Genomic DNA, 22,696 nt, shown 5'->3' on the forward strand with positions numbered 1-22,696 from the left:
CGGCGGTCGCCCGCGGGCCGGCGGCGGCCAGGCCCCGCTCGGCGAGCAGCGCGTGCAGCGCCGCCGCGGACTCCTGCACGGTCTGCTGGTGCGACTCGATGCGCAGGTCGGGCGCCTGGGGCGCCTCGTAGGGGTCGTCGACCCCGGTCAGTCCGGAGATCTCACCGGCCGCCTGCTTGGCGTACAGGCCCTTCACGTCGCGGACCGAGCACACCTCCACCGGGGTGGCCACGTGCACCTCCAGGTACCCGGTGCCCGCGGCCTGGTGGCGCGTGCGCACCGCCTCGCGGCTGTCCGCGTACGGCGCGATCACCGGGACCAGGGTCACCACCCCGTTGCGGGACAGCAGTTCGGCGACGAAGCCGATCCGCTGCACGTTGGTGTGCCGGTCCTCGCGGCTGAAACCGAGCCCGGCGGAGAGGAAGGTGCGGATCTCGTCACCGTCCAGCACCTCCACCCGGTGCCCCTCGCCGCGCAGCCGCTCCGCCAGCGCGCGGGCGATGGTGGTCTTGCCCGCACTCGGCAGACCGGTGAGCCATACCGTGGCGCCTGTCATCTGTCGCTTCCCGTCCTCGCCGTGCCGGTGGCCCGGTCGTTTCCTTCGCCGCCGGTCCGCGGTCGTGTGTCCGTGGTCATCCGTGCAGCCCGCACTCCGTCTTCGCCCGGCCCGCCCAGCGGCCGGCCCGCGCGTCCTCGCCCGCCAGCACCCGGCGGGTGCACGGGGCGCACCCCACCGAGGCGTAGCCGTCCGTCAGCAGCGGGTTGGTCAGCACGCCGTGCTCGGCGACGTAGGCGTCCACGTCGGCCTGCGTCCAGCGGGCGATGGGGGAGACCTTCACCTTGCCGCGGCGGGCGTCCCAGCCGACCACCGGGGTGCCGGCGCGGGTGGCGGACTCGTCGCGGCGCAGTCCGGTGGCCCAGGCGTCGTACCCGGCCAGCCCCTCCCGCAGCGGCTCGACCTTCCGCATCGCGCAGCACCGGTCCGGGTCCCGGTCGTGCAGCCGCGGCCCGAACTCGGCGTCCTGCTCCGCGACGGTCAGCCGCGGCATGAGGGTGATCACGTTGACGTCCATCACGGCCGCGACCGCGTCCCGGGTGCCGATGGTCTCCGGGAAGTGGTAGCCGGTGTCGAGGAAGACGACGTCCACCCCGGGCCTGGCGCGCGAGGCCAGGTGGGCGACGACGGCGTCCTCCATCGAGGAGGTCACGCAGAAGCGGTCGCCGAAGGTGTCGGCGGCCCAGCGCACGATCTCCAGCGCCGGGGCGTCCTCGAGGTCCCGGCCGGCCTGCTCCGCCAGGGACTTCAGCTCGTCTCCGGTGCGTTCCCGAACGGTCGTCATCTGCTGTCTCCCGCTTCGTCGTCGCGCCGCAGCCCCCGGGCCAGCAGGCCCAGGAACTTCAGCTGGAAGGCTCGATTGCACGCCGCGCACTCCCAGGCGCCGTGGCCCTGCTCGCTCGGGCGCAGGTCCTCGTCGCCGCAGTACGGGCAGAAGAAGGGGGCGGCTCGCTCACTCATGAGGCGGCCTCCGTCCGGCTCCGCCGGGCGCGGCCGGCGCCGTGGGCGGTCATGACAGCGCCTCCTCGGGGGCGCGGGTCGCCCAGGCGGCGAAGCGCTCGCCCTCGGCGCGCTGCTCCCGGAAGCGGGTGAGCACCCGCTCGACGTAGTCCGGCAGTTCGTCGGCGGTCACCTTCAGACCGCGGACCTTGCGGCCGAACCCGGCCTCCAGGCCCAGCGCGCCGCCCAGGTGCACCTGGTAGCCCTCGACCTGGTTGCCGTCGTCGTCCAGCACCAGCTGGCCCTTGAGGCCGATGTCCGCGACCTGGATGCGGGCGCAGGCGTTGGGGCAGCCGTTGATGTTGATGGTGACCGGCTCGTCGAAGTCGGGCAGGCGGCGCTCCAGTTCGTCGATGAGCGAGGAGCCGCGCCCCTTGGTCTCCACGATCGCCAGCTTGCAGAACTCGATGCCGGTGCAGGCCATGGTGCCGCGCCGGAACGGCGAGGGGGTGACCCGCAGGTCCATCGCCTCCAGCGCGGAGACCAGCGATTCGACCCGGTCCTCGGCCACGTCGAGCACGATCATCTTCTGCTCGGCCGTGGTGCGCAGCCGGCCCGAGCCGTGCTCCTCGGCCAGCTCGGCGATCTTGGTGAGGGTCGCGCCGTCCACCCGGCCGACCCGCGGGGCGAAGCCGACGTAGAACCGGCCGTCGCGCTGGCGGTGCACGCCGACGTGGTCCCGCCAGCGCTCCACCGGCTGCGCGGGGGCCGGGCCGTCGGCCAGGTCGCGCTTCAGGTACTCGTCCTGGAGGACCCGGCGGAACTTCTCCGGACCCCAGTCGGCGACCAGGAACTTCAGCCGGGCGCGGTTGCGCAGCCGCCGGTACCCGTAGTCGCGGAAGATGGAGATGACGCCCTCGAAGACGTCGGGCACGTCCGCCAGCGGCACCCAGGCGCCCAGCCGGACACCGATCTTGGGGTTGGTGGAGAGCCCGCCGCCGACCCACACGTCGAAGCCCGGCCCCAGCTCGGGGTGTTCGACACCGACGAACGCGACGTCGTTGATCTCGTGCGCCACGTCCAGCAGCGGGGACCCGGAGACCGCCGACTTGAACTTGCGCGGCAGGTTGGAGAAGGCGGGATTGCCCACGATCCGGCGCTGGATCTCGTCGATGGCCGGGGTGCCGTCGACGATCTCGTCCTCGGCGATCCCGGCGACCGGGGAGCCCAGGATGACGCGCGGGGTGTCACCGCACGCCTCGGTGGTGGACAGGCCCACCGCCTCCAGGCGGCGCCAGATCTCCGGCACGTCCTCGATCCGGATCCAGTGGTACTGGATGTTCTGCCGGTCGGTGATGTCGGCGGTGCCGCGCGCGAACTCCTGGGAGATCTCACCGATCACCCGCAGCTGTTCGGTGGTCAGCCGGCCGCCGTCGACGCGGACCCGGAGCATGAAGAACTCGTCGTCCAGCTCCTCCGGCTCCAGGATCGCGGTCTTGCCGCCGTCGATCCCGGGCTTGCGCTGGGTGTACAGGCCCCACCAGCGCATCCGGCCCCGCAGGTCGGCCGGGTCGATGGAGCCGAAGCCCCGGTGCGCGTAGATCGTCTCAATGCGTGTCCGCACATTGAGACCGTCGTCGTCCTTCTTGAACTGCTCGTTCCCGTTGAGCGGCGTGAAGTGGCCCACGGCCCACTGGCCTTCACCGCGGTGGCGTCCCGTCTTGCGGCGGGGCGCGGCTGCGGCGGCGCGGGCGCCCGAGGCCGAGGACTGGGGGAGTTCCGGAGTGGCGGCCATGGCGGTGTGTGTCCTTCGGGTGCGGCTTGCGGTGCGGCAGGTCGAGACCGGCGACATCCCTGATGACCTGCGCAGACGTAGCCGGGCAGGGGGTGGTGGCGGGGGTCGCGGGCAGCGGGGGTGAACAGCGGGAGGGGTGCTCGTCCACGGCGGCGGGGACGGCGGGCTGTGCGGTGGCTGGAACGGATCAGCCGGCCGGACACATGGCGCTGGACATACGGCCGAGGTCGACGTGACGTCGACTCACCAAGGAGATTCCAGCTCTGGACATGACGGAAGCGTGGCACGGCCGTCTCGGGACAGTCCACCGTCTTCCAGAATATGGACGCCTATGTATCGCATCGCGAGATGATGTGGCGTTGCTCACGACTGCCGCACGGGTCTTGCCCACCGGGCGGATCCGGTCGGGCGGGCCGTCACCGACCGCCGCGCCGGGGACCGCTTCCGCCACCCGTGCGGCTTTCGTCCTGCGCTGCTCGCGGGCCGGCCGCCGCCGCACCGTATCCGCGGGCCGAGCGCCGGCCGCCGCCGCACCGCATCCGCGGGACGAGCGCCGGGCGTCCCCGGACAGAACAGCTAGCCCGCCGTCGCCGCCGGCTCGGTCCGGGTGTCGTACCGCCGGAACCCGCGGCGCTCGTAGTTGGCCATCGCGTGCGGACCGTCCAGGCTGCACGTGTGCAGCCACACCCGGCGGGTCGGCTTCCGCTCCGGCCAGCGCTCGGCCAGGTCCCAGGCCCGTGCCGTGCCGACGGTCAGCAGGTGCCCGCCGATCCGGCGGCCCCGGAAGTCCGGCAGCAGCCCGAAGTAGGTGATCTCCACGACGCCGTCCTGCTGCCCCTGCAGTTCGAGGTAGCCGGCCGGAGTGCCCCGCTCGTACGCCACCCAGGTCTCGGTGCCCGGCCGCTCCACCGTCTCCCGCCAGCGCTCGGCCGGCCACGAGAGCCGGTCGGTCCAGGCGATGTCCGCCCCGACCGAGCCGTACAGATAACGGCTGAACTCCGGGCTCGGCACCTCCGCCCGGTCGATCCGCACCCGCGCCGACAGCGGCGGCACCGCCGCCGGCCGGAGATCATCGGGGGCGGTCTGTTCCAGGTACCAGGTGGTCACGGTGGTGCTCATGGGCCCCAGCCAATCACGCCCGCCGCGCCGCCAGGACGGCGGGCGCCGTGGAGAACGGCAGCAGGTCGCCCGCCCGCTCCGGCCGCACCACCTCGACCACGACACCGTCCGCATAGCGGTACGGCCGGTGGGCGAGCACCCCGCCGAGCGTCCGCCGCAGCCGGGACATCTCCGCCCGCACCGTCACGGCGCGCGCCGGATCACCGAACAGCCCCCCGGCCAGCTGCGCCGCGCCCAGCCCCTCCCGGTGCAGCGCCAGCACCAGCAGCAGCTCGGTGTGGCGCGGGCTGAGCTCCCGGGTCCAGCTGCCCGCCGGCCCCGCCACGCTCACGCTCCACGACCGGGACCCGCTCACGTCCAGCACCACCCGACTCGGCTCGGCCGGCTCCCGGGGCCCCACCCGCACCAGCCAGCCGCCCGGCAGCGGCTCCAGCGTGCACCGGCCGAGCGACGGCAGCCACACCGGCCCGGGCCGCGGCGACCTGGGCAGCGCCACCCGGCCCGGCGGCGCCGTCCCGGTCGCGGCCACCGGCCAGCCGGACTCGTCCACCGCCAGCGCGGTGCCGGTCAGCCGGGCGAGCACCGGCGCCGCGACCGCGCGCAGCCGCTCCAGCGCCGACCAGTGCCGGGCCCGCAGCTCGCCCTCCGCGACCTGCGCCACGGCGGTCACCAGCGGCAGCGTCGAGGGGTGCGTGCTGGCCACCGGGCCGGTCAGGTTCACCGCGCCCAGCAGCCGGCCGTCCCGCGGGTCGTGCAGCGGCGCCGCCGCACACACCAGGGCCCGCAGCGAGTGCGCGTAGTGCTCCTCGGCGTGCACCTGCACCGGCCGGCGGGTCACCAGCGCGGTGCCGATCCCGTTGGTGCCCACCGCCTCCTCACCCCAGTACGCCCCCTCGAACAGGTCCAGCCGCTCCGCGCTGCGCCGCACCGCCCGGCTGCCGTCCTGCCACAGCACCCAGCCCTCGGCGTCGGTGACCACCAGGACGTGCCGCTCGTCCTCGATGACCGGCCGCAGCCCGTCACGGAGCCGGGGCACGAGCTCGGTGAGCGGCGAGCCGAGCCGCCGGCGGGCGATCTGTTCCGCGGTCAGCGGACGGGCCGGCCGTCCCCTCTCGGGGTCGACGCCGTTCTCCAGCGCACGCAGCCAGGACTCGGCGATGACCGGCCGCGCCGGCGGGACGGGCGGTATGGCCCGCTCCTTGGATCTGAGGTTCACGCACACATGGTGCCGCCGCCCGGACGCTTCCGGCGCGCCATCCGCGACATCGGTTGCAACGCGGCGCAACGTTTGCGGCAAGACCGGCCCGCGCCGGACAGTGGAGGCCGCGAGCGGGGGGTGGCGCCGAGTCGGCGCGGCACCACCCTTCGCCACGCGATGCGAGCCGGTCTCCACGCGTCCTTGCTGCGACGTGCGGGCCGGCTCCTTCCGCGTCCGGACCCGCGCGAGGGCGGGGCGCCGGGCGGTACCCCGCGCGGGCCCGGCACCGGGGGCGAAGCGGCGTCCGGGGCCCGGCGCGGCGGGAGCAGCCGCCGGTCCGCTACGGCAGCCGGGCTAACGTAATCCCGTGCAGCCTGCAGAAACTCCGGCGGAACCAGCGGAGCGGCCCTCCGGCCGGCTCCGCAAGGCCCGTGCGCTCTCCCGCAAGACGTCCAAGCGCAAGACCGCCTGGCTGCTCCTGAAGGACACCGTCAACTCCTGCATGGAGTACCGGGTCACCGGGCTGGCCGCGGAGGCGGCCTTCTTCACCCTGCTGTCGCTGCCGCCGCTGCTGCTCGGCCTGATCGGGCTGCTGGGCTACGTCGACGCCTGGACCGACACCCACACGGTGCTCACCATCCGGGACAACATCCTCGACGCGTCCGGCACCGTGCTGTCCGAGCGGGGCGTCAACGAGATCGCCCGGCCGCTGCTGAACGACGTGATGGAGGGCGGCCGGCCCGATGTGATCTCGCTGGGCTTCGCCATCGCCCTGTGGTCCGGATCACGCGCCGTCAACGTCTTCGTCGACACCATCACCGTGATGTACGGGCTGGAAGGGCAGCGGGGCATCGTCCGGACCCGGCTGCTGGCCTTCCTGCTCTACCTGGTCGCGCTGGTCATCGGGGCGATGGCGCTGCCGCTGATGGTGGTCGGCCCGGAGACGATGGTGGACATCATCCCGTGGAGCGGGACGCTGGTACGGGTCCTGTACTGGCCGGTCGTGATGCTGCTGTCCATCGCCTTCCTCACCACCCTGTACCACGTCTCGGTCCCGGTGCGCTCCGCCTGGCTGGACGACATCCCGGGCGCGCTGATCGCCCTGACGATGTGGGTGCTCGGCAGCTTCCTGCTCCGCATCTACCTGGTGCACACCGTGGAGGGGCCCACCATCTACGGTTCGCTGGCCGCCCCGGTCGCGGTGCTGCTGTGGATCGGCATCTCCGCCTTCGCGGTGCTGGTCGGCGCCGCCGTCAACGCCGCCATCGACCGGGTCTGGCCGTCGGTGGCGATCGCCGCCGCCCGGGCCGAGCTCGCGGCCCGGCTGAAGGCCGAGGCCCGGGCCGCGGAGGCCGCCGCGTGGGCGCGCGAGGCGGAGCGGGGCGGCTACGTCGACGATCCGGACGACTTCCCGGACCCGGACGACCCGGACGGGGCCCTGGCCGGGTCGGACGCGGACCCGCCGCCGTCGGAGTACCCCGAGCGCTGGGCCCAGTTCCTGCCACCGGAGGACGTCCGCTCGCGCCTGCACGCCCGGCGCGCCCCGGACCAGGGCCCGGACGGCGGCTGACCCGGCCCCGCCCGGCGGACCCGGTTACCCGGTGTACCGACCTACCGATATGCCGGGGGGTACCGGGATGCCGGTGGGTGCCGGGTGTACCGGATGCGGGGCCCGGGACCCCGGGGCACCGGGAGAACCGGGGCACCGGAAGAAGGGGAGCGCGGACGACACGAGCGGGCGGGACGGGATCACTCCCGTCCCGCCCGCCCGCTCGTGTCGTGGCGGCCGGCCGGTCAGCTCGCCGGCTGGAAGGTGCGGAGCCGGAGGCTGTTGCCGACGACGAAGACCGAGGAGAAGGCCATCGCGGCTCCGGCGATCATGGGGTTGAGCAGGCCACTGGCGGCCAGGGGGAGGGCGGCGACGTTGTAGGCGAAGGCCCAGAAGAGGTTGGACTTGATGGTGGCCAGGGTGCGGCGGGCCAGCCGGATGGCGTCGGCGGCGGCGCGGAGGTCGCCGCGGACCAGGGTGAGGTCGCCGGCCTCGATGGCGGCGTCGGTGCCGGTGCCCATGGCGAGTCCGAGGTCGGCCTGGGCGAGGGCGGCGGCGTCGTTGACCCCGTCGCCGACCATGGCGACCGAGCGTCCCTCGGCCTGGAGCCGCTTGACCACGTCGACCTTGTCCTGGGGCATGACCTCGGCGATGACCTGGTCGATGCCGACCTCGCGGGCCACGGCTTCGGCCACCGCCCGGTTGTCGCCGGTGAGCAGGATGGGGGTCAGGCCCAGGGCGCGCAGCCGGGTGATGGCCTCGGCGCTGGTGTCCTTGACGGCGTCGGCGACCTCCAGCACGGCGCGGGCCTGTCCGTCCCAGGCGACCGCGATGGCGGTACGGCCCTGGGCTTCCGCGTCCTCCTCGGCGCGGCGCAGTGCCGGGGGCAGTTCGATCACCCATTCGGCGAGCAGCTTCTCCCGGCCGACGAGGACCGCGTGCCCGTCCACCACGCCCTGGACGCCGAGGCCGGGGACGTTGGTGAAGTCCTCGGGGGTGGGCAGGGTGCCGGTCCGGGCGGCGGCGCCGGTGGCGACGGCCTGGGCGATGGGGTGCTCGGAGGCGTGTTCCAGGGCTCCGGCCAGGCGCAGTACCTCGTCCTCGTCCTCGCCTTCGGCGGTGTGGACGGCGAGCAGGGTCATCTTGCCGGTGGTGACGGTGCCGGTCTTGTCCAGCACGATGGTGTCGACGGTGCGGGTGGTCTCCAGGACCTCCGGGCCCTTGATCAGGATGCCGAGCTGGGCGCCGCGGCCGGTGCCGACCATCAGGGCGGTGGGGGTGGCCAGGCCCAGGGCGCACGGGCAGGCGATGATCAGGACGGCGACCGCGGCGGTGAAGGCGGCGGCGATTCCGGCGCCGTTGCCGAGCCAGAAGCCCAGGGTGGCCAGGGCGAGGGTGATCACCACGGGGACGAAGACGGCGGAGATCCTGTCGGCCAGGCGCTGGGCGGCGGCCTTGCCGTTCTGGGCGTCTTCCACCAGTTTGGCCATGCGGGCGAGCTGGGTGTCGGCTCCGACCCGGGTGGCCTGGACGACCAGGCGGCCGCCGGCGTTCAGGGTGGCGCCGGTGACGGTGTCCCCGGCGGTGACCTCCACGGGCACGGACTCGCCGGTGAGCATGGAGGCGTCGACGGCGGAGCTGCCCTCCACCACCGTGCCGTCGGTGGCGATCTTCTCGCCGGGGCGGACCACGAACCGGTCACCGACCGCCAGCTCCTCGGTGGGGATACGGACCTCGTGGCCTGCCCGCAGTACGGTGACCTCCTTGGCGCCCAGTTCCAGCAGGGCCTTCAGCGCGGCTCCGGCCCGTCGCTTGGAGCGGGCCTCGAAGTAGCGGCCGGCGAGGATGAAGGCGGTGACGCCGGCGGCGGCTTCCAGGTAGATGTTGCCGGAGCCGTCGGTGCGGGTGATCGTGAGGTCGAAACCGTGGGTCATGCCGGGGGTGCCCGCGGTGCCGAAGAACAGCGCCCACAGCGACCACAGGAACGCCGCGCCGGTGCCGACGGAGATCAGGGTGTCCATGGTGGCCGCGCCGTGCCGGGCGTTGGTGAAGGCGGCGCGGTGGAAGGGCCAGGCGGCGTAGGTGACCACGGGTGCGGCCAGGGTGAGGGAGAGCCACTGCCAGTAGTCGAACTGCCAGGCCGGGACCATCGCCAGGACGATCACGGGGACGGACAGGACCACCGCGGTGATCAGCCGTTGCCGCAGCGGCCGCAGCTCGTCGGCTTCCGGTGGGGGCTCCTGGCCGTCGGTGGAGGATGCGGAGCGCGCCGGGGCGGGCGGGGCCGCGGTGTAGCCGGTGGCTTCCACGGTGGCGATCAGCTCGTCCACCGCGATGTCGTCCCGGTAGGTGACCTTCGCCTTCTCGGTGGCGTAGTTGACGGTGGCCTCGACCCCGTCCATCCGGTTGAGCTTCTTCTCGATACGAGCGGCGCACGAGGCGCAGGTCATCCCGCCGATGGCGAGCTCGACCTCTGCCGTCCCGGTAACCGTGGTGGTCATTGCCTCTCCTCGTGATGGGGTCCGCTCGTGAGCGATTCTATACCTGGCGGGGGTATCTCCGCTGCCTCTCCATGTATACCCCCCTCGGGTATCCGAAGCAAGGGGTGATCCGGACTTGACTGATACCCATGGGGGGTATTCACTCAAGGGGTGTCGCCGCATCGGGCGGCCGTTGCAGGAGGGGAGCACCATGAACACCGCAGGGAAGATCACCGCCTTCGCCGCCGGACTCGCCGTCTCGTTCGGAGCCGCGTACGGCGTGGGATACGCCATCGACCCGGTGACCTCGGGCGAGCCCGCCGCGCACACCGCCCACCGGGCCGGCGGCGCCGAGGGCCACCAGGGCGGCGCCGATTCCCGGAGCGGCGCGGCCGCCGAGGCCGCCCACGCGCCGGGCGGCCTCCAGATCGCCGAGAACGGCTACCGGCTCGCCTTGCGGACCCCCCGGATCGACGCGGGCGAGGACACCGACCTGCGCTTCACCGTCCTGGACCGCAAGGGCCGGCCGGTGACCGCCTTCCGGACGGAGCACGGCAAGGAACTGCACCTCATCCTCTCCTCGCGGGACCTGACCACCTACCGCCACCTGCACCCCACGCGCGCCGCCGACGGCACCTGGCGCACCGGGGTGAAACTGCCCAGGGCGGGTGACTACCGGCTCTTCGCCGACTTCACCCCCGACGTCAAGGGCGGCGAGAACCTCACCCTCGGTGCCGACCTGGCGGTCGGCGGCGCCTACCGGCCCGCGGAACTGCCCGCGCCCGGCCGGACCGCCACCGTCGACGGCTACACCGTCACCCTCGACGGCATCCTGCGCCCCGGAGCCGAATCCGAGCTGACCCTGAAGGTGGCCAAGGACGGCCGCCCGGTCACCGACCTCGACCCGTACCTGGAGGCGTACGGCCACCTGGTGGCGCTGCGCGGCGGCGACCTCGGGTACCTGCACGTGCACCCGCACGGCGAGCCCGGCGACGGCTCGACCCGCCCCGGGCCGGACATCTCCTTCACCGCCACCGCCCCCAGCGCCGGCACCTACCGGCTGTTCCTCGACTTCCAGCACGAGGGCACGGTGCGCACCGCCGCCTTCACGGTGCGGGTGGGCGGATCGGCGGACGACGCCAAGCCCGCGACCGGCGGGAAGCCGGCGGCCCCGGAGCACTCCGACGGCGGTCACCGGCACTGACCCCGCGCGCCGCCGGCCCCGGCGGGCGGCGGGCGGCGCGGGCACCCGAGGCGACCGAGACGGGCAGGACGGCCGAGGCGGATGAGGCAGACAAGACAGACGTGACAGAGGCGAGACAGCCGAGACGGATGAGATGGACAGACGGACGAGGCGGGCGAGACAGCCGAGACAGCCGAGACAGATGAGATGGACGAGGCGAAGGAGGGCGGAGTGAACCGCACCTGGCAAGCGGTCCGGCGGGCCGCGGCGCACCCGGTCGTCCGGGGAATGGCCGTCGTGCTGCTGCACGCCGCGGCGGCCCGGCTGGAGCAGGGCCCGCGCGGAACCGCCGGCCCCGGGGCCGGGCCCGGCGGGCCGGCGCCCGGCCCGCTCCCAAAACCGGTGGCGCGGCCCTGCCTACCGGGCTAGGTTGAGCCGCGTTCCGGTCCGCGCCCCGCGGACCGCGACCGGCCGCCCGCGGCCGGACCGACGGACACGCCGAACCGTGCGGCACCGCACGGGCCCGATACAGGAAACAGGAGGTGAGGACGATGACGGCCGTTACCGCGCCGGGCACCGCCCGGACCCGACAGCTCGTCCACCCCACCCCTGTGGCCCCCGGCTGACACTCCGTCATATCGCCGCGCCCGCGCGCGGCACCCGGGGCCCACCCTGAGAAGGGTCCCCCTTGTCTCTCTCCACCACGTCACTTCCGCACCACCCGCTCTCCGGTTACGGCTGGGACGCCGGTTTCGCCGCGGCCTTCGCCCCGTACGCCGAAGCGGGGCTGGCGCCCGGCCGGATCGTCCGGGTCGACCGCGGACGCTGCGACCTCGTCGTCGCCGACGCCCGCCCGGGCCCCCGGCCCGCCGACGGCGCCGACCACCCCGGCGCCGGGGTGCGCACCGTACAGGCGGACACCGCGCTGGTCACCACCGGTGACCCGCTGAACATCATGTGCACCGGCGACTGGGCCGCCGTCGACCTCGACCAGGGGTACGTGCGGGCCCTGCTGCCGCGCCGTACCGCGTTCGTCCGCTCCACCTCGTCCAAGCGGTCCGAGGGGCAGATCCTCGCCGCCAACGTCGACCACGCCGTCATCGCCCTGTCCCTCGCCGTCGAGCTCGACCTCGGGCGCGTGGAGCGGTTCCTCGCCCTGGCCTGGGAGAGCGGGGCCCAGCCGCTGGTGGTGCTCACCAAGTCCGACCTGGTCACCGACCCGGTCACCCTCGCCCACTTGGTGGCGGACACCCGGACGGCGGCCCCCGGGGTCGAGGTGCTGGCGGTCAGCGCGGCGACCGGTGAGGGCGTCGACGTGCTCGCCGCCCTCCTCGCCGCCGGTACCGCGGTCCTCCTCGGCCAGTCGGGCGCGGGCAAGTCCACCCTGGCCAACGTGCTCCTGGGGGAGGAGGCGCAGACCGTGCAGGCAGCCCGCGACGTGGACGGCAAGGGGCGGCACACCACCACCACCCGGAACCTGCTGCGCCTGCCGTCGGGCGGGGTCCTTATCGACACGCCCGGGCTGCGCGGGGTCGGGCTCTGGGACGCCGGCAGCGGGCTCGCCCAGGCGTTCGCCGAGATCGAGACGCTGGCCGGGGAGTGCCGCTTCCAGGACTGCGCCCACCTCCAGGAGCCCGGCTGCGCGGTCCTCGCCGCCGTCGACGACGGCACCCTGCCCGAGCGCCGGCTGGACAGTTACCGCAAACTGGCGCGCGAGAACGAGCGGCTCGCCGCCCGTACCGACGCCCGGCTCCGGGCCGAGATGCGCCGCGAGTGGAAGCAACGGCAGGCCCTGGGCCGGCACATGATGGAGCGCAAGGGGCGGACCGTGCGGCGGCCGTGAGCACCCCGCCCGGGGACGGCCGCCGGACGCTGGTCCGGCGGCCGCCCGCCCTCGCGCACCCGGCGGCCGCATCCGCCGCGCCGGCCGCATCCGCCGCGCCGGCCGCATCCGCCGCGCCGGCCGCATCCGCCGCGCCGGACGCGTCCGCCGCGGCCGGCCGCATCCGCGGGGCCCTCCGGATGTTCCGGACCGCGGAGCCGACGCCTGCCGCCGGTCCTAGGCTGGGGCCATGCTGATATGGCTCAACGGCCCCTTCGGAGTGGGCAAGACCCAGGTCGCCCACGAACTGCACCGGCGGCTGCCGGGCAGCTTCGTGTGCGACCCCGAGCACCTGGGCTTCGGTCTCCACCGGATGCTGCCGGGACGGCTGCGCGGCGACTTCCAGGACCTGCCGCTGTGGCGGCGGGGTGCCTTCGAGATGATCGATCTGGTGCTGCGCGAGGCGCGCGGACCGGTCATCGTGCCGATGACGGTGGTCGACCCGGTGTACCACCGGGAGACCGTCGGCGCACTGCGCGAGGCCGGGCATCCGGTGCACCACTTCGCGCTGCTGGCCTCCCGCGAGACGGTGCTGCGGCGGCTGCGCGGCCGGGTGGTGCCGCTGCTGCGCGGCGGTGACAGCTGGGCCGTCGCCCAGGTCGACCGCTGTCTGGAGGCGCTGCGGCAACCGGAGTTCGGTGTCCAGGTGCCGACCGACGGACGTACCGTGCCGGACATCGCCGACGACGTCGCGCGCCGCGCGGGACTGCGCCCGGTCCCCGCCTCGGACGGGCGGCTCACCCAGTTCCTGCGCCGCCAGTGGGTGAGCGTCCGCCACATCCGGTTCGACTGAGCGCCGCGGACGGGCGGCCGCACCGGGGAACGGGAGCCCGCCGGCGGCCGCGGTACCCGGAGCGCCCTGCTGTGGCCGGGTCCGCCGGTCCACGAAAGGATGGCCCGCATGAGCGCTGTCGACTGCGACGTCATCGTCCTGGGCGCCGGACCGGTCGGGGAGAACCTCGCCGACCGCACCCGCGCCGCCGGCCTGTCCACCGTCATCGTCGAGCACGAACTGGTCGGCGGTGAATGCTCCTACTGGGCCTGCATGCCCAGCAAGGCGCTGCTCCGCCCGGTCATCACGCGGGCCGACGCCCGCCGGGTCCCCGGACTGCGGCAACGGGCGGACGGCCCGCTGGACGTTCCGGACGTGCTGGCGCACCGCGACGCGTACGCGTCCCACTGGAACGACGACGGCCAGGTGAGCTGGCTGGAGTCGGCCGGGATCGAACTGGTCCGCGGCCGGGGCCGGCTCGACGGGCCGCGCCGGGTCCGCGTCGACCTGCCGGACGGCGGCCGGCGGCTGCTCACCGCCCGGCACGCCGTCGCGGTCTGCACCGGCAGCCGGGCCGCCCTGCCGAAACTGCCCGGCCTGGACACCGTGCGGCCGTGGACCAGCCGGGAGGCGACCAGCTCGCCGACCGTGCCGGGGCGGCTGGCCGTCATCGGCGGCGGGGTGGTCGCGGTCGAGATGGCCACCGTCTGGCAGGCGCTCGGCTCGGCCGTGACGCTGCTGGTCCGGGGCACGGGCCTGCTCGACCGGATGGAGCCGTTCGCCGGGGAACTGGTCGCCCGGAGCCTGACCGAGGCCGGGGTGGCGGTGCGTACCGGGACCTCGGTGACCGGCGTCCGGCGCGCCGGCGCCGACGGCGGCCCGGTCACCCTCACCCTGGACGGCGGCGGCGAGCTGGAGGCGGACGAGGTGCTGTTCGCCACCGGCCGTGCGCCGCGCACCGACGACATCGGCTTGGAGACGGTCGGCCTGACCCCCGGGCAGTGGCTGGAGGTGGACGACAGCTGCCGGGTCACCGAGGTGCCGGACGGCTGGCTGTACGCGGCGGGGGATGTCAACCACCGGGCGCTCCTCACCCACCAGGGCAAGTACCAGGCACGTATCGCGGGCGCGGCGATCGGGGCCCGGGTGCGCGGCACGCCCGCGCCGGACACCGGGCGGTGGGGCGCGCACTCGGCGACCGCCGACCACGCCGCCGTGCCCCAGGTGGTGTTCACCGACCCGGAGGCCGCCTCGGTCGGACTGACCGCCGCCCAGGCCCGGGACCAGGGCCACCGGATCCGGGTGGTGGACCAGGACCTGGCGCAGGTGGCCGGGGCCGGACTGTACGCCGACGGGTACCGCGGCCAGGCCCGGATCGTGGTCGACGAGGACCGCGGGCACCTGCTCGGCGCCACCTTCGTGGGGCCGGCGGTCGGCGAACTCCTGCACTCCGCGTCGATGGCGGTCGCCGGGGAGATCCCGGTGGAGCGGCTCTGGCACGCAGTTCCCGCCTACCCCACGATCAGCGAGGTGTGGCTCCGCCTGCTGGAGAAGTACCGGGACGGCGCGGACTCCTGAGGCCCGCCGGGCGGGCGGGGCGTCCGGGGCGGGCGGGGCGTCCGGGGTCCGCCGGGCGCGCGAGTCGCCGGGGCCCGACGGGGAGTCGTCCGGGGTGCGTCGGGGCGGGCGTCGCCCGGGGTGCGCCGGGCGGCGCAGGCGCGGGGCGGCGCGGTCAGGCCGCGACCACCGCGCCCAGCCAGGCCCCGGCCACCAGCAGGCAGGCGCACAACTCGACCAGCACACTCGTCCCGATGGTCCGCATCACCTGCCGGGTCGAGGCCCGGGCCTCCCCGTGCCCGCCCAGCCGCCGGCGTTCCGCGCCGTAGATCGCGGCGACGAAGCCGAGCGGCGCCCCCAGCACCGGGATCACGAAGAAGCCCGTGATCCCGGCCGCCCCGGCCAGCAGGAACGTGCGCCGGCTGATCGCGGCACCGCCCATCCGCCGCGCCGGCAGCAGCCACTTCACCGCCTGGTTCAGCAGCAGCACGGCGGTGGCGCCGGCCAGCACGCCCCAGGCGAGGACGGTCTTCTCGGTCATCGACCACCACAGGACCCCCGCCCAGACGACGGGCGGCCCCGGCAGGCCCGGTACCACGACGCCGATCAGCCCGAACAGCATGACCAGGCCGCACAGGACCAACTGCCACGTCCCCATGGCCCCAGCCTGACGGAAGCCGCCCGGGAACGCCTCCGGACCTCCTCGCGCCCCGCCCGCGGCCGGGCCGTAGGCGGTACGACCGCCCGCCGCCCGCCGCCCGCCGCCCGCCGCCCGCCGCCCGCCGCCCGCCGCCCGCCGAGGCCCCGGCCCCCGCCCCCGTCCCCGACAGCGGCCGCCCGCCGCCCGCCGCGGGCCCCGCCCCGGTCCCGGCAGCGTCCGCCCGGGCCGGGCCGGACGCTACCCGGGCGCCGTCCCCGGACCGGCGGCCCGGGTGCTGATGCGCTCCGCGGGCGCGGCGGTGCCGTGCTCCTGCGGCGCGGCGGGTCGGCCCGGCTCCCCGGGCCAGGCCCGCCCGGGTCCCGGCCCGTGGTCCGGCTCTCCCTCCGGCCCGCCATCGGGCCGAGCCCCGTCCTGCCGGTGCCCGCGATCGTCGTCGGGGTGCCCGGGGGCACCGTCGTCGGCCCCGGGGGTGCGCTCCGCCGGCGGGGCCGGCGCCGGGTCCCGGCGGGGGCCGCGGTCCGGTCCGTCCGAGGTAGGCGGGCCGTCGCCCACCGGCCCGGTCCCGGCCCGGTCGGGGCGGGACACCCAGCCGCGCTCGTAGGCGTGCCAGCCCAGCTGCAGCCGGGTGGTCACCCCGACCAGTTCCATCAGCCGCTTCACCCGCCGCTGCACGGTCCGCAGCCCCAGGTCCAGCTGCCGGGCGGTGCTGGCGTCGGTCAGCCCCGCGAGCAGCAGCGACAGGATCGCCAGATCCGTGCCGTCCGGCCCGAGCGGGGAGTCCGGACAGTCCGGCACGTCCTCCCCGGGGCAGTCGCGGGAGTCCCCGCCGAGCCGCAGCGGCACCGCTTCCGCCCACACCGCCTCGAACAGCGCCAGCAGCACCTCCAGCAGGCCGCTGGCGTGCACCACCAGGGCGGCCGGCTCGGCGGCCCGCGCGGTCAGCGGCACGATCGCGAGCGTCCGGTCGGCTATCACCAGGTCCGCGGGGACCCGCTCCGCCACGCGCAGCCGGGGCCCGGGCCCCGGCCCGGGGCCGTGGCCACCGGGGCCGGACGGGCCGGAGAGCAGCGCGTCCCGCTCGATCACCACCCGCTGCACGGCGCCCCCGCCCACCGCGGGCCAGGGATCCGCCGCGCGCCCCGCGACCAGGGCGCACACCTCGTCCACGGCACCCCAGCGGAGCTGCGCGAACCGGTGGGCCACCGGGCCGGCGCCGGTGACCACCTCCAGCGCCCCGGGCGCGGCGGCCCCCTCCGCGCGGTACTCCTTGTCGAGCAGCACGGCCGCCCGCTCGGCCCGCTCCAGCCGCCGGCGGTGCCGGCTCAGCAGGGCGCCCAGCGCCACCCCGGGCGGAGCCGCGACCCAGTGCCCCGGCCGCACCGGGGAGCGCGCGGCCAGCCCCTCGCGCTCCAGGTCGCGCAGGGTGCGCACGGCGTCCTCCGCGGGCAGCGTCAGCCGGTCCGCGAGATCGGTCACGTCGGCGGAACCGAGCGCGACCAGCGCGCGGTAGGCCGACTCCTGTATGTCGTCCAGACCAATGGCACCCAGCACGTGACACCCCTCCCACGGTCGGGCCACATCCTCGCACCGGTGGGCGGGCACGCGGCCAGGTGGCATCGGCCGAGTTCTGTTCCGGATCGGTCCGCGGTGTGGACAATATGGGGCATGAGCCAGCAGGGGGAGAGGCGCGGCACCCAGCACGACTGGTGGCGCGAGCTGTACGAAGAGGGTTCGGACGACGCCGGGCCGGCCCCGGGCGGGGACTCCCTGGACGACCGCGTCGCTTCCGCTTTCCGCGCGGCGGGTGCTCCGCCGCCCGGTCCCGGCCCCTCGGCCCGGTCCGGCGGTCCGCCACCGCCCGGCCCGCCGGGCCCCGGCGCCCCGTCCGCTCCCGGAGCGGGTCCGGGCGGCGACGCCGGAGCACCGCAGGACGGACCGCCCGATGCCCGAGCGCCGCAGGACGGACCGCCGGAGGCCGGGGCATCCCGGGGCGGACCGCCGGACTCCGGCCCTCCGCGCACGCACGACGACGGGCCGGGGCCCGCCGCCCGGCCGCCGCGCCGCGACGTCCCGCCGCCGCGGGACGGCCGCGCGGGCGGGGCGGACGACGGGCCGGCGGCCGGCGCGCCGGCTCCGGCCGGAGCGGTCGGAGCGGCCGGGGCGGCGGGAGCCCGGACGTCCCGGGTATCCGACCCGGCGCGGGTCGGATACGTGGGGGACCGGCCCCCCACCTACGAGCCCGAACCGACCGCGCTGCCCCTCGCCGACCCGGCGGGCCTTCGGACCCTGGTCCCGGACACCGTGCTGGACGGCGCCCGGTACGGCCCGCTGACCCTGCGCGCCGCCTCGTTACGCGGCGACTCGGCGCGCTTCCGCGGCGAGCCGCGCCGCGACGCGCTGCTGACCGCGCGGTTCGGGGCGGGCGAGTCCGCACTGCTGCTGGTGGCCGTGGCGACCGGACTCCGCGCGGCCGAAGGGGCGCACCGGGCGGCGCACGAGGTGTGCGAGTGGATCGGCGGCGCGGTCGGCCGGAGCCAGGCCCGGCTCGCCGCCGACCTCCGGGCGGGCAGCCGGGCCGCGCTCAGGTCAGGGCTGCACCGGCTCACCGCCCGCAGCCTGGGCAGACTGCGGACCCGCGCCGCGGAACTGGGCCTGGACCCGGACACCTACACCGCCTCACTGCGCTGCCTGCTGCTGCCCGCCGACCCCGCCTGCCGGACCCGGGTGTTCTTCGGGGCCGGGGCGGGGGGACTGTTCCGGCTGCGGGACGGGGCGTGGCAGGACCTGGAACCCCCGGTGCGGGAGCCCCGGGAGCCCGGCGAGCCACGGGGCACCTGGGAGCCGAAGACGCCGGGGACGGCGGACCGGGCGGAGCCGGACGCCGCCGCGGCCGCGACCTCCGGCGGCCCCGCGGCCGGAGCGGCGGACGGCCGCCCCGCGGACCCGGACGGCGCCGGTCACCCGGCCGGCGGCCCGGCCGGTGACGGACCGCCGGACCTCGACCCCTTCCGCTTCCGGGCCTCGGTCGCCCGGCCCGGTGACACCCTCCTGCTGTGCAGTCCCGGCCTGGCCGAACCGCTGCGCGGCGAGCCCGCGCTGGCCAGGGCGCTCGGCGAACGGTGGGCCGGCGCGGAGCCACCGGGACTGGCCGGTTTCCTCGCCGACGCGCAGACCCGGGTGAAGGGCTACGCCGACGACCGTACGGCGGCCGCCGTCTGGGAGGCGTGAGCGCCGGGTCCGTGGGTTGATGGTCCCGTGGGCCGGTGCGGCCGCGGGCGCGCCCGGTGCCGCCCGGCGCGCGTCCGGCTGCCCGCGCGGGCCGGACCCGGTGGGCCCGGACGGCACCGGAAGGCCCGGGACGGGGCAGCCCAGGTCACCCGAAGGGACGAGCGCGATGGGCAAGCAGACGGTGGCGGAGCAGTTCGTGGACATCCTGGCGCGGGCCGGGGTGCGCCGGCTGTACGGAGTCGTCGGGGACAGCCTCAACCCCGTCGTGGACGCCATCCGCCGCAACCGCGGCATGGACTGGATCCAGGTGCGGCACGAGGAGGCCGCGGCGTTCGCGGCCGGCGCCGAGGCGCAGCTCACCGGCAACCTCGCCGCCTGCGCGGGCTCCTGCGGCCCCGGCAACCTGCACCTGATCAACGGGCTGTACGACGCGCACCGCTCGATGGCTCCGGTGCTGGCCCTGGCGTCCCACATCCCGAGCAGTGAGATCGGCACCGGGTACTTCCAGGAGACCCACCCCGACCAGCTGTTCCGGGAGTGCAGCCACTACAGCGAGCTGATCTCCAGCCCGCAGCAGATGCCCCGGGTGCTGCAGACCGCGATCCAGCACGCGGTGGGGCGCGGCGGCGTCAGCGTGGTGTCGCTGCCCGGCGACATCGCCGCCCGCCCGGCCCCGGAGCGGGCCGTGGAGCACGCCCTGGTCACCTCCCGCCCGACGGTGCGCCCCGGTGACGAGGAGATCGACGCGCTCGCCCGGATGGTGGACGAGGCCCGGAAGGTGACGCTGTTCTGCGGCAGCGGGACCGCCGGGGCGCACGCGGAGGTGATGGCGTTCGCCGAGCGGGTGAAGTCCCCGGTCGGGCACGCGCTGCGGGGCAAGGAGCACATCCAGTACGACAACCCGTTCGACGTCGGGATGAGCGGGCTGCTCGGCTACGGCGCGGCCTACGAGGCCACCCACGAGTGCGACCTGCTGATCCTGCTGGGCACGGACTTCCCGTACAACGCGTTCCTCCCGGACGACGTGCGGACCGTGCAGGTCGACGTCCGGCCCGAGCACCTGGGCCGCCGGTCCAAGCTCGACCTGGCGGTGTGGGGCGACGTACGGGAGACGCTGCGCTGCCTGACGCCCCGGGTGCGGGTGAAGAACGACCGACGGTTCCTGGACCGGATGCTGAAGAAGCACGCGGACGCCTTGGAGGGGGTGGTCAAGGCGTACACCCGCAAGGTGGACAAGCACGTGCCCATCCACCCGGAGTTCGTCGCCTCGGTGCTGGACGAGGAGGCCGCCCCGGACGCGGTCTTCACGGTCGACACCGGCATGAACAACGTGTGGGCGGCCCGCTACCTCACCCCCAACGGCCGCCGCCGGGTGATCGGTTCGTTCACCCACGGGTCCATGGCCAACGCCCTGCCGCAGGCGATCGGGGCGCAGTTCCTGGACCGCCGCCGCCAGGTGGTGGCGATGTCCGGCGACGGCGGGTTCGCCATGCTGATGGGCGACTTCCTCACCCTGGTGCAGTACGACCTGCCGGTGAAGATCGTGCTGTTCGACAACTCCTCGCTGGGCATGGTGGAGCTGGAGATGCTGGTGGCCGGCCTGCCCTCGTACGGCACCGGCAACCGCAACCCGGACTTCGCGGCGCTCGCCGAGGCGGCCGGGGCCTACGGGGTGCGGGTGGAGAAGCCCAAGCAGCTGCGCCCGGCGCTGCGCGACGCCTTCCGGCACAAGGGCCCGGCCCTGGTCGACGTGGTCACCGACCCCCACGCGCTGTCCATCCCGCCCAGGATCAAGGCGGAGATGGTCACCGGTTTCGCGCTCTCCGCCAGCAAGATCGTGCTCGACGGGGGCGTCGGCAAGATGCTCCAGATGGCCCGCTCCAACCTGCGCAACGTCCCGCGCCCCTGATGCCCCGCCGGCGCTCCGGCCAGGATCCGTGCGCCCGGTCGTGCTTCCGGGAGATCACCTTCCGAGGTGTACGGGGACCGACCCGCGGGGCATGCATTCCCGTGAGCGCGTTCGAGGACATGGGGTGCCGGAGAGTCGACGAACGGCGGGGCGGGGAAGGAATGAAGCGTCAGCCTGCACAGCGAGGCGGCATGGACACCAGATGGCCGGAGAGCACGGCGGCGACCGAAGGGGAGCGGGGGCAGGTCCTGGAGATCCGATTGCGTCACGCCGAACTGACGGGGGTGGCGGAGGTCCGGCGCGAGCTGCGCTCCCTGCTGCGCCAGTGGGGCGGCCCCGGCCGGGCCGACGCCGCGGAACTCCTCACCAGCGAACTGGTGACCAACGCCCTGGTGCACACCGACGACGGCGCGGTGGTCACCGTCACCCTGGACGGCGGCCACCCCACCGAGCGCAGGCGAGGCCGATTACGGGTGGAGGTACGGGACTTCGTCGACCGGCGGCCGACCCCCCGGCGCCATCCGGAAGGTGCCGAAGAGGGTACGTCGGGCCGGGGGTTGCTGCTGGTCAACGCACTTGCCGACGCCTGGGGGGTGCGGGCCCAGGACGTCGGCAAGGTGGTGTGGTTCGAACTCGACGGCGTGGCCGCCTGAGCGGGTACCGGCTCCGGTGCCGCCCGGCGGGTGCCGTGCGGCGGCCCGGTCAGCCGAACTGCCGCTCGATCTGCGCCAGTTTCTCCTCCAGGGAGTCCAGGCGCGGGATGGTCAGGGTGTCGTCCTCGGCCGTGAGGTCAACGGTTCGCGGCCGAGCCTTGTCGAAAGGGCTGAGCACGTCCGAGGTCCGCTCGGCGATGCTGTCGGTCTCCGGCTCCGCGGACCGCAGGGCCGGCAGGGAGGAGCGCGCGGGCAGCTGTCCGGGCTCCGCTATGGCAGGGTCCGAGCCGAGCTGCGGCGGCTGCCCCGAGGGCAGCGCGACGTCCACCTGGCGGCCGCCCCGGCGGCCCCACATCCGGTGCTGGCGGTTGTACGCCTTGATCCGGGCGCGCTCCAGCTTCTCCTGGTCCCGCCGGCGGGTCCGGGTCTGCTCCTTCTGCCGCCGGTCCTCGCGGACCTCCTCGACCGCCTCGTCCAGCGTCCGCACACCCTCCAGCAGCATCAGCGACCAGGCGGCGAAGGTCTCCCGCGGCGCGCGCAGCCAGCGGACCATGCGGATCTGCGGCAGCGGGCGCGGCACCAGGCCCTGCTCGCGGAGCGCCGCGCGGCGGGTCTGCTTCAGCGCGCGGTCGAAGAGGATGGCCGCGGAGAGCGACATGCCGGCGAAGAACTGCGGGGCGCCCGCGTGGCCCATGCCGCGCGGCGCGTGCACCCAGTTGAACCAGGCGGCGGCACCGGCGAACAGCCATACCAGGAGCCGCGATCCGAGCGCGGCGTCACCGTGGCTCGCCTCCCGCACGGCCAGCACCGAGCAGAACATGGCCGCGCCGTCCAGGCCGAACGGGACCAGGTACTCCCAGCCGCCGGAGAGGTTGAGGTTCTGCCGGCCGAAGCCGACCAGCCCGTGGAAGGAGAGCGCCGCGGCGACCGCGGCACAGCAGAACAGCAGGACGTACGAGGCGATGCCGTAGATCGCCTCCTTGCGCCGCCGTCGCTCCTCGCTGCGCTCCCAGGAGTCCGTGACCACCGCCTCCTTCTTGTGCTTTCCGGCACGACCGCGAGCGAGCACCGTCCCGGCCACCCCGACTCCGACGAGCGCCACGGTGAGGGGCAGCGCCCAGCCCAGCGATATGTCGGTCAGTCTCATCCGGCCCCTAGCCTCGCTTCCGTGTGGTGTTCTGGCCGCGGAACGGCCTACTCGCGCGACATCTTGGC

At 75.2% G+C, this 22,696-nt stretch carries 16 protein-coding genes and 2 pseudogenes; 8 read left to right on the forward strand and 10 right to left on the reverse strand.

Annotation, left to right across the window (positions count from 1 at the left end; all coding sequences use genetic code 11):
* Positions 1-25: 25 nt before the first annotated feature.
* From cysC to ACH4B3_RS07680, 6 genes and pseudogenes are all read right to left on the reverse strand, one after another.
* Positions 26-556: pseudogene (gene cysC, locus ACH4B3_RS07655) on the reverse strand (adenylyl-sulfate kinase); the annotation flags it as partial.
* Between the two features lie 76 nt (positions 557-632).
* The gene (locus ACH4B3_RS07660) at positions 633-1,340 is read right to left on the reverse strand and encodes a phosphoadenylyl-sulfate reductase (protein WP_398461834.1); all 708 of its coding nucleotides are present in this window, start codon (positions 1,338-1,340) and stop codon (positions 633-635) included.
* Entirely contained in the window at positions 1,337-1,516 is a 180-nt protein-coding gene (locus tag ACH4B3_RS07665; protein WP_398461835.1) for a hypothetical protein, read from the reverse strand. Before ACH4B3_RS07665 ends, ACH4B3_RS07660 begins: the two co-directional genes overlap by 4 nt.
* 49 nt (positions 1,517-1,565) lie before the next feature.
* A complete protein-coding gene (locus ACH4B3_RS07670) occupies positions 1,566-3,290 on the reverse strand; it encodes a nitrite/sulfite reductase (protein ID WP_398461836.1) in 1,725 nt (574 codons plus the stop codon).
* A 576-nt stretch (positions 3,291-3,866) separates the two neighbouring features.
* Positions 3,867-4,409 carry a GNAT family N-acetyltransferase gene (locus tag ACH4B3_RS07675; RefSeq protein WP_398461837.1) on the reverse strand — a complete coding sequence of 181 codons (543 nt, stop codon included), beginning with the start codon at positions 4,407-4,409 and terminating at the stop codon, positions 3,867-3,869.
* A 13-nt stretch (positions 4,410-4,422) separates the two neighbouring features.
* Positions 4,423-5,631, reverse strand: coding sequence for a GAF domain-containing protein (locus ACH4B3_RS07680; RefSeq protein ID WP_398461838.1), 1,209 nt, complete (start codon positions 5,629-5,631; stop codon positions 4,423-4,425).
* 343 nt (positions 5,632-5,974) lie between these two features.
* On the opposite strand from ACH4B3_RS07680, the gene ACH4B3_RS07685 reads away from it, so the two are divergent.
* Positions 5,975-7,177, forward strand: coding sequence for a YihY/virulence factor BrkB family protein (locus tag ACH4B3_RS07685; RefSeq protein WP_398461839.1), 1,203 nt, complete (start codon positions 5,975-5,977; stop codon positions 7,175-7,177).
* A 224-nt stretch (positions 7,178-7,401) separates the two neighbouring features.
* Here the strand turns inward: ACH4B3_RS07685 and ACH4B3_RS07690 are convergent, their stop codons facing one another.
* Positions 7,402-9,657 carry a heavy metal translocating P-type ATPase gene (locus tag ACH4B3_RS07690; protein ID WP_398461840.1) on the reverse strand — a complete coding sequence of 752 codons (2,256 nt, stop codon included), beginning with the start codon at positions 9,655-9,657 and terminating at the stop codon, positions 7,402-7,404.
* Between the two features lie 190 nt (positions 9,658-9,847).
* Between ACH4B3_RS07690 and ACH4B3_RS07695 the strand changes: the two genes are divergently transcribed.
* The 4 genes from ACH4B3_RS07695 (at position 9,848) to ACH4B3_RS07710 (ending at position 15,051) form a co-directional block, all read left to right on the forward strand.
* Positions 9,848-10,840, forward strand: coding sequence for a hypothetical protein (locus ACH4B3_RS07695; RefSeq protein WP_398461841.1), 993 nt, complete (start codon positions 9,848-9,850; stop codon positions 10,838-10,840).
* Positions 10,841-11,507: 667 nt separating this feature from the next.
* Positions 11,508-12,662, forward strand: coding sequence for a ribosome small subunit-dependent GTPase A (gene rsgA, locus ACH4B3_RS07700; protein WP_398461842.1), 1,155 nt, complete (start codon positions 11,508-11,510; stop codon positions 12,660-12,662).
* Positions 12,663-12,891: 229 nt separating this feature from the next.
* Positions 12,892-13,494: an AAA family ATPase gene (locus ACH4B3_RS07705; protein WP_398461843.1), complete on the forward strand. Its 603-nt coding sequence runs from the start codon at positions 12,892-12,894 to the stop codon at positions 13,492-13,494.
* A 108-nt stretch (positions 13,495-13,602) separates the two neighbouring features.
* Complete coding sequence (locus ACH4B3_RS07710; RefSeq protein WP_398461844.1) at positions 13,603-15,051, forward strand: dihydrolipoyl dehydrogenase family protein; 1,449 nt, start codon at positions 13,603-13,605, stop codon at positions 15,049-15,051.
* Between the two features lie 154 nt (positions 15,052-15,205).
* Here the strand turns inward: ACH4B3_RS07710 and ACH4B3_RS07715 are convergent, their stop codons facing one another.
* Complete coding sequence (locus tag ACH4B3_RS07715) at positions 15,206-15,688, reverse strand: DUF456 domain-containing protein (RefSeq protein WP_398461845.1); 483 nt, start codon at positions 15,686-15,688, stop codon at positions 15,206-15,208.
* 579 nt (positions 15,689-16,267) lie between these two features.
* Positions 16,268-17,242, reverse strand: a pseudogene (locus ACH4B3_RS07720) (helix-turn-helix domain-containing protein); the annotation flags it as partial.
* A 660-nt stretch (positions 17,243-17,902) separates the two neighbouring features.
* On the opposite strand from ACH4B3_RS07720, the gene ACH4B3_RS07725 reads away from it, so the two are divergent.
* From ACH4B3_RS07725 to ACH4B3_RS07735, 3 genes are all read left to right on the forward strand, one after another.
* On the forward strand, positions 17,903-18,919 hold the full coding sequence (locus ACH4B3_RS07725) for a protein phosphatase 2C domain-containing protein (protein WP_398461846.1): 1,017 nt from the start codon (positions 17,903-17,905) through the stop codon (positions 18,917-18,919).
* Positions 18,920-19,085: 166 nt separating this feature from the next.
* A complete protein-coding gene (locus ACH4B3_RS07730) occupies positions 19,086-20,828 on the forward strand; it encodes a pyruvate dehydrogenase (RefSeq protein ID WP_398461847.1) in 1,743 nt (580 codons plus the stop codon).
* A 191-nt stretch (positions 20,829-21,019) separates the two neighbouring features.
* Complete coding sequence (locus ACH4B3_RS07735) at positions 21,020-21,481, forward strand: ATP-binding protein (protein ID WP_398461848.1); 462 nt, start codon at positions 21,020-21,022, stop codon at positions 21,479-21,481.
* Between the two features lie 49 nt (positions 21,482-21,530).
* Here ACH4B3_RS07735 and ACH4B3_RS07740 read toward each other — a convergent pair whose 3' ends face one another.
* Positions 21,531-22,628, reverse strand: coding sequence for a DUF2637 domain-containing protein (locus ACH4B3_RS07740; RefSeq protein ID WP_398461849.1), 1,098 nt, complete (start codon positions 22,626-22,628; stop codon positions 21,531-21,533).
* Positions 22,629-22,696: the final 68 nt, after the last annotated feature.

The organism is Streptomyces sp. NPDC018031 (assembly GCF_044327625.1).
Classification (GTDB): domain Bacteria; phylum Actinomycetota; class Actinomycetes; order Streptomycetales; family Streptomycetaceae; genus Streptomyces.

Bases quoted from the DNA above. Each gene is read 5' to 3' on its own strand.
- ACH4B3_RS07690 (WP_398461840.1), bottom strand. From the start codon at position 9,657: ATGACCACCACGGTTACCGGGACGGCAGAGGTCGAGCTCGCCATCGGC.
- ACH4B3_RS07695 (WP_398461841.1), top strand. From the start codon at position 9,848: ATGAACACCGCAGGGAAGATCACCGCCTTCGCCGCCGGACTCGCCGTC.
- ACH4B3_RS07660 (WP_398461834.1), bottom strand. From the start codon at position 1,340: ATGACGACCGTTCGGGAACGCACCGGAGACGAGCTGAAGTCCCTGGCG.
- ACH4B3_RS07670 (WP_398461836.1), bottom strand. From the start codon at position 3,290: ATGGCCGCCACTCCGGAACTCCCCCAGTCCTCGGCCTCGGGCGCCCGC.
- ACH4B3_RS07715 (WP_398461845.1), bottom strand. From the start codon at position 15,688: ATGGGGACGTGGCAGTTGGTCCTGTGCGGCCTGGTCATGCTGTTCGGG.
- ACH4B3_RS07735 (WP_398461848.1), top strand. From the start codon at position 21,020: ATGGACACCAGATGGCCGGAGAGCACGGCGGCGACCGAAGGGGAGCGG.
- ACH4B3_RS07665 (WP_398461835.1), bottom strand. From the start codon at position 1,516: ATGAGTGAGCGAGCCGCCCCCTTCTTCTGCCCGTACTGCGGCGACGAG.
- ACH4B3_RS07675 (WP_398461837.1), bottom strand. From the start codon at position 4,409: ATGAGCACCACCGTGACCACCTGGTACCTGGAACAGACCGCCCCCGAT.
- ACH4B3_RS07730 (WP_398461847.1), top strand. From the start codon at position 19,086: ATGGGCAAGCAGACGGTGGCGGAGCAGTTCGTGGACATCCTGGCGCGG.
- ACH4B3_RS07705 (WP_398461843.1), top strand. From the start codon at position 12,892: ATGCTGATATGGCTCAACGGCCCCTTCGGAGTGGGCAAGACCCAGGTC.
- ACH4B3_RS07740 (WP_398461849.1), bottom strand. From the start codon at position 22,628: ATGAGACTGACCGACATATCGCTGGGCTGGGCGCTGCCCCTCACCGTG.
- ACH4B3_RS07710 (WP_398461844.1), top strand. From the start codon at position 13,603: ATGAGCGCTGTCGACTGCGACGTCATCGTCCTGGGCGCCGGACCGGTC.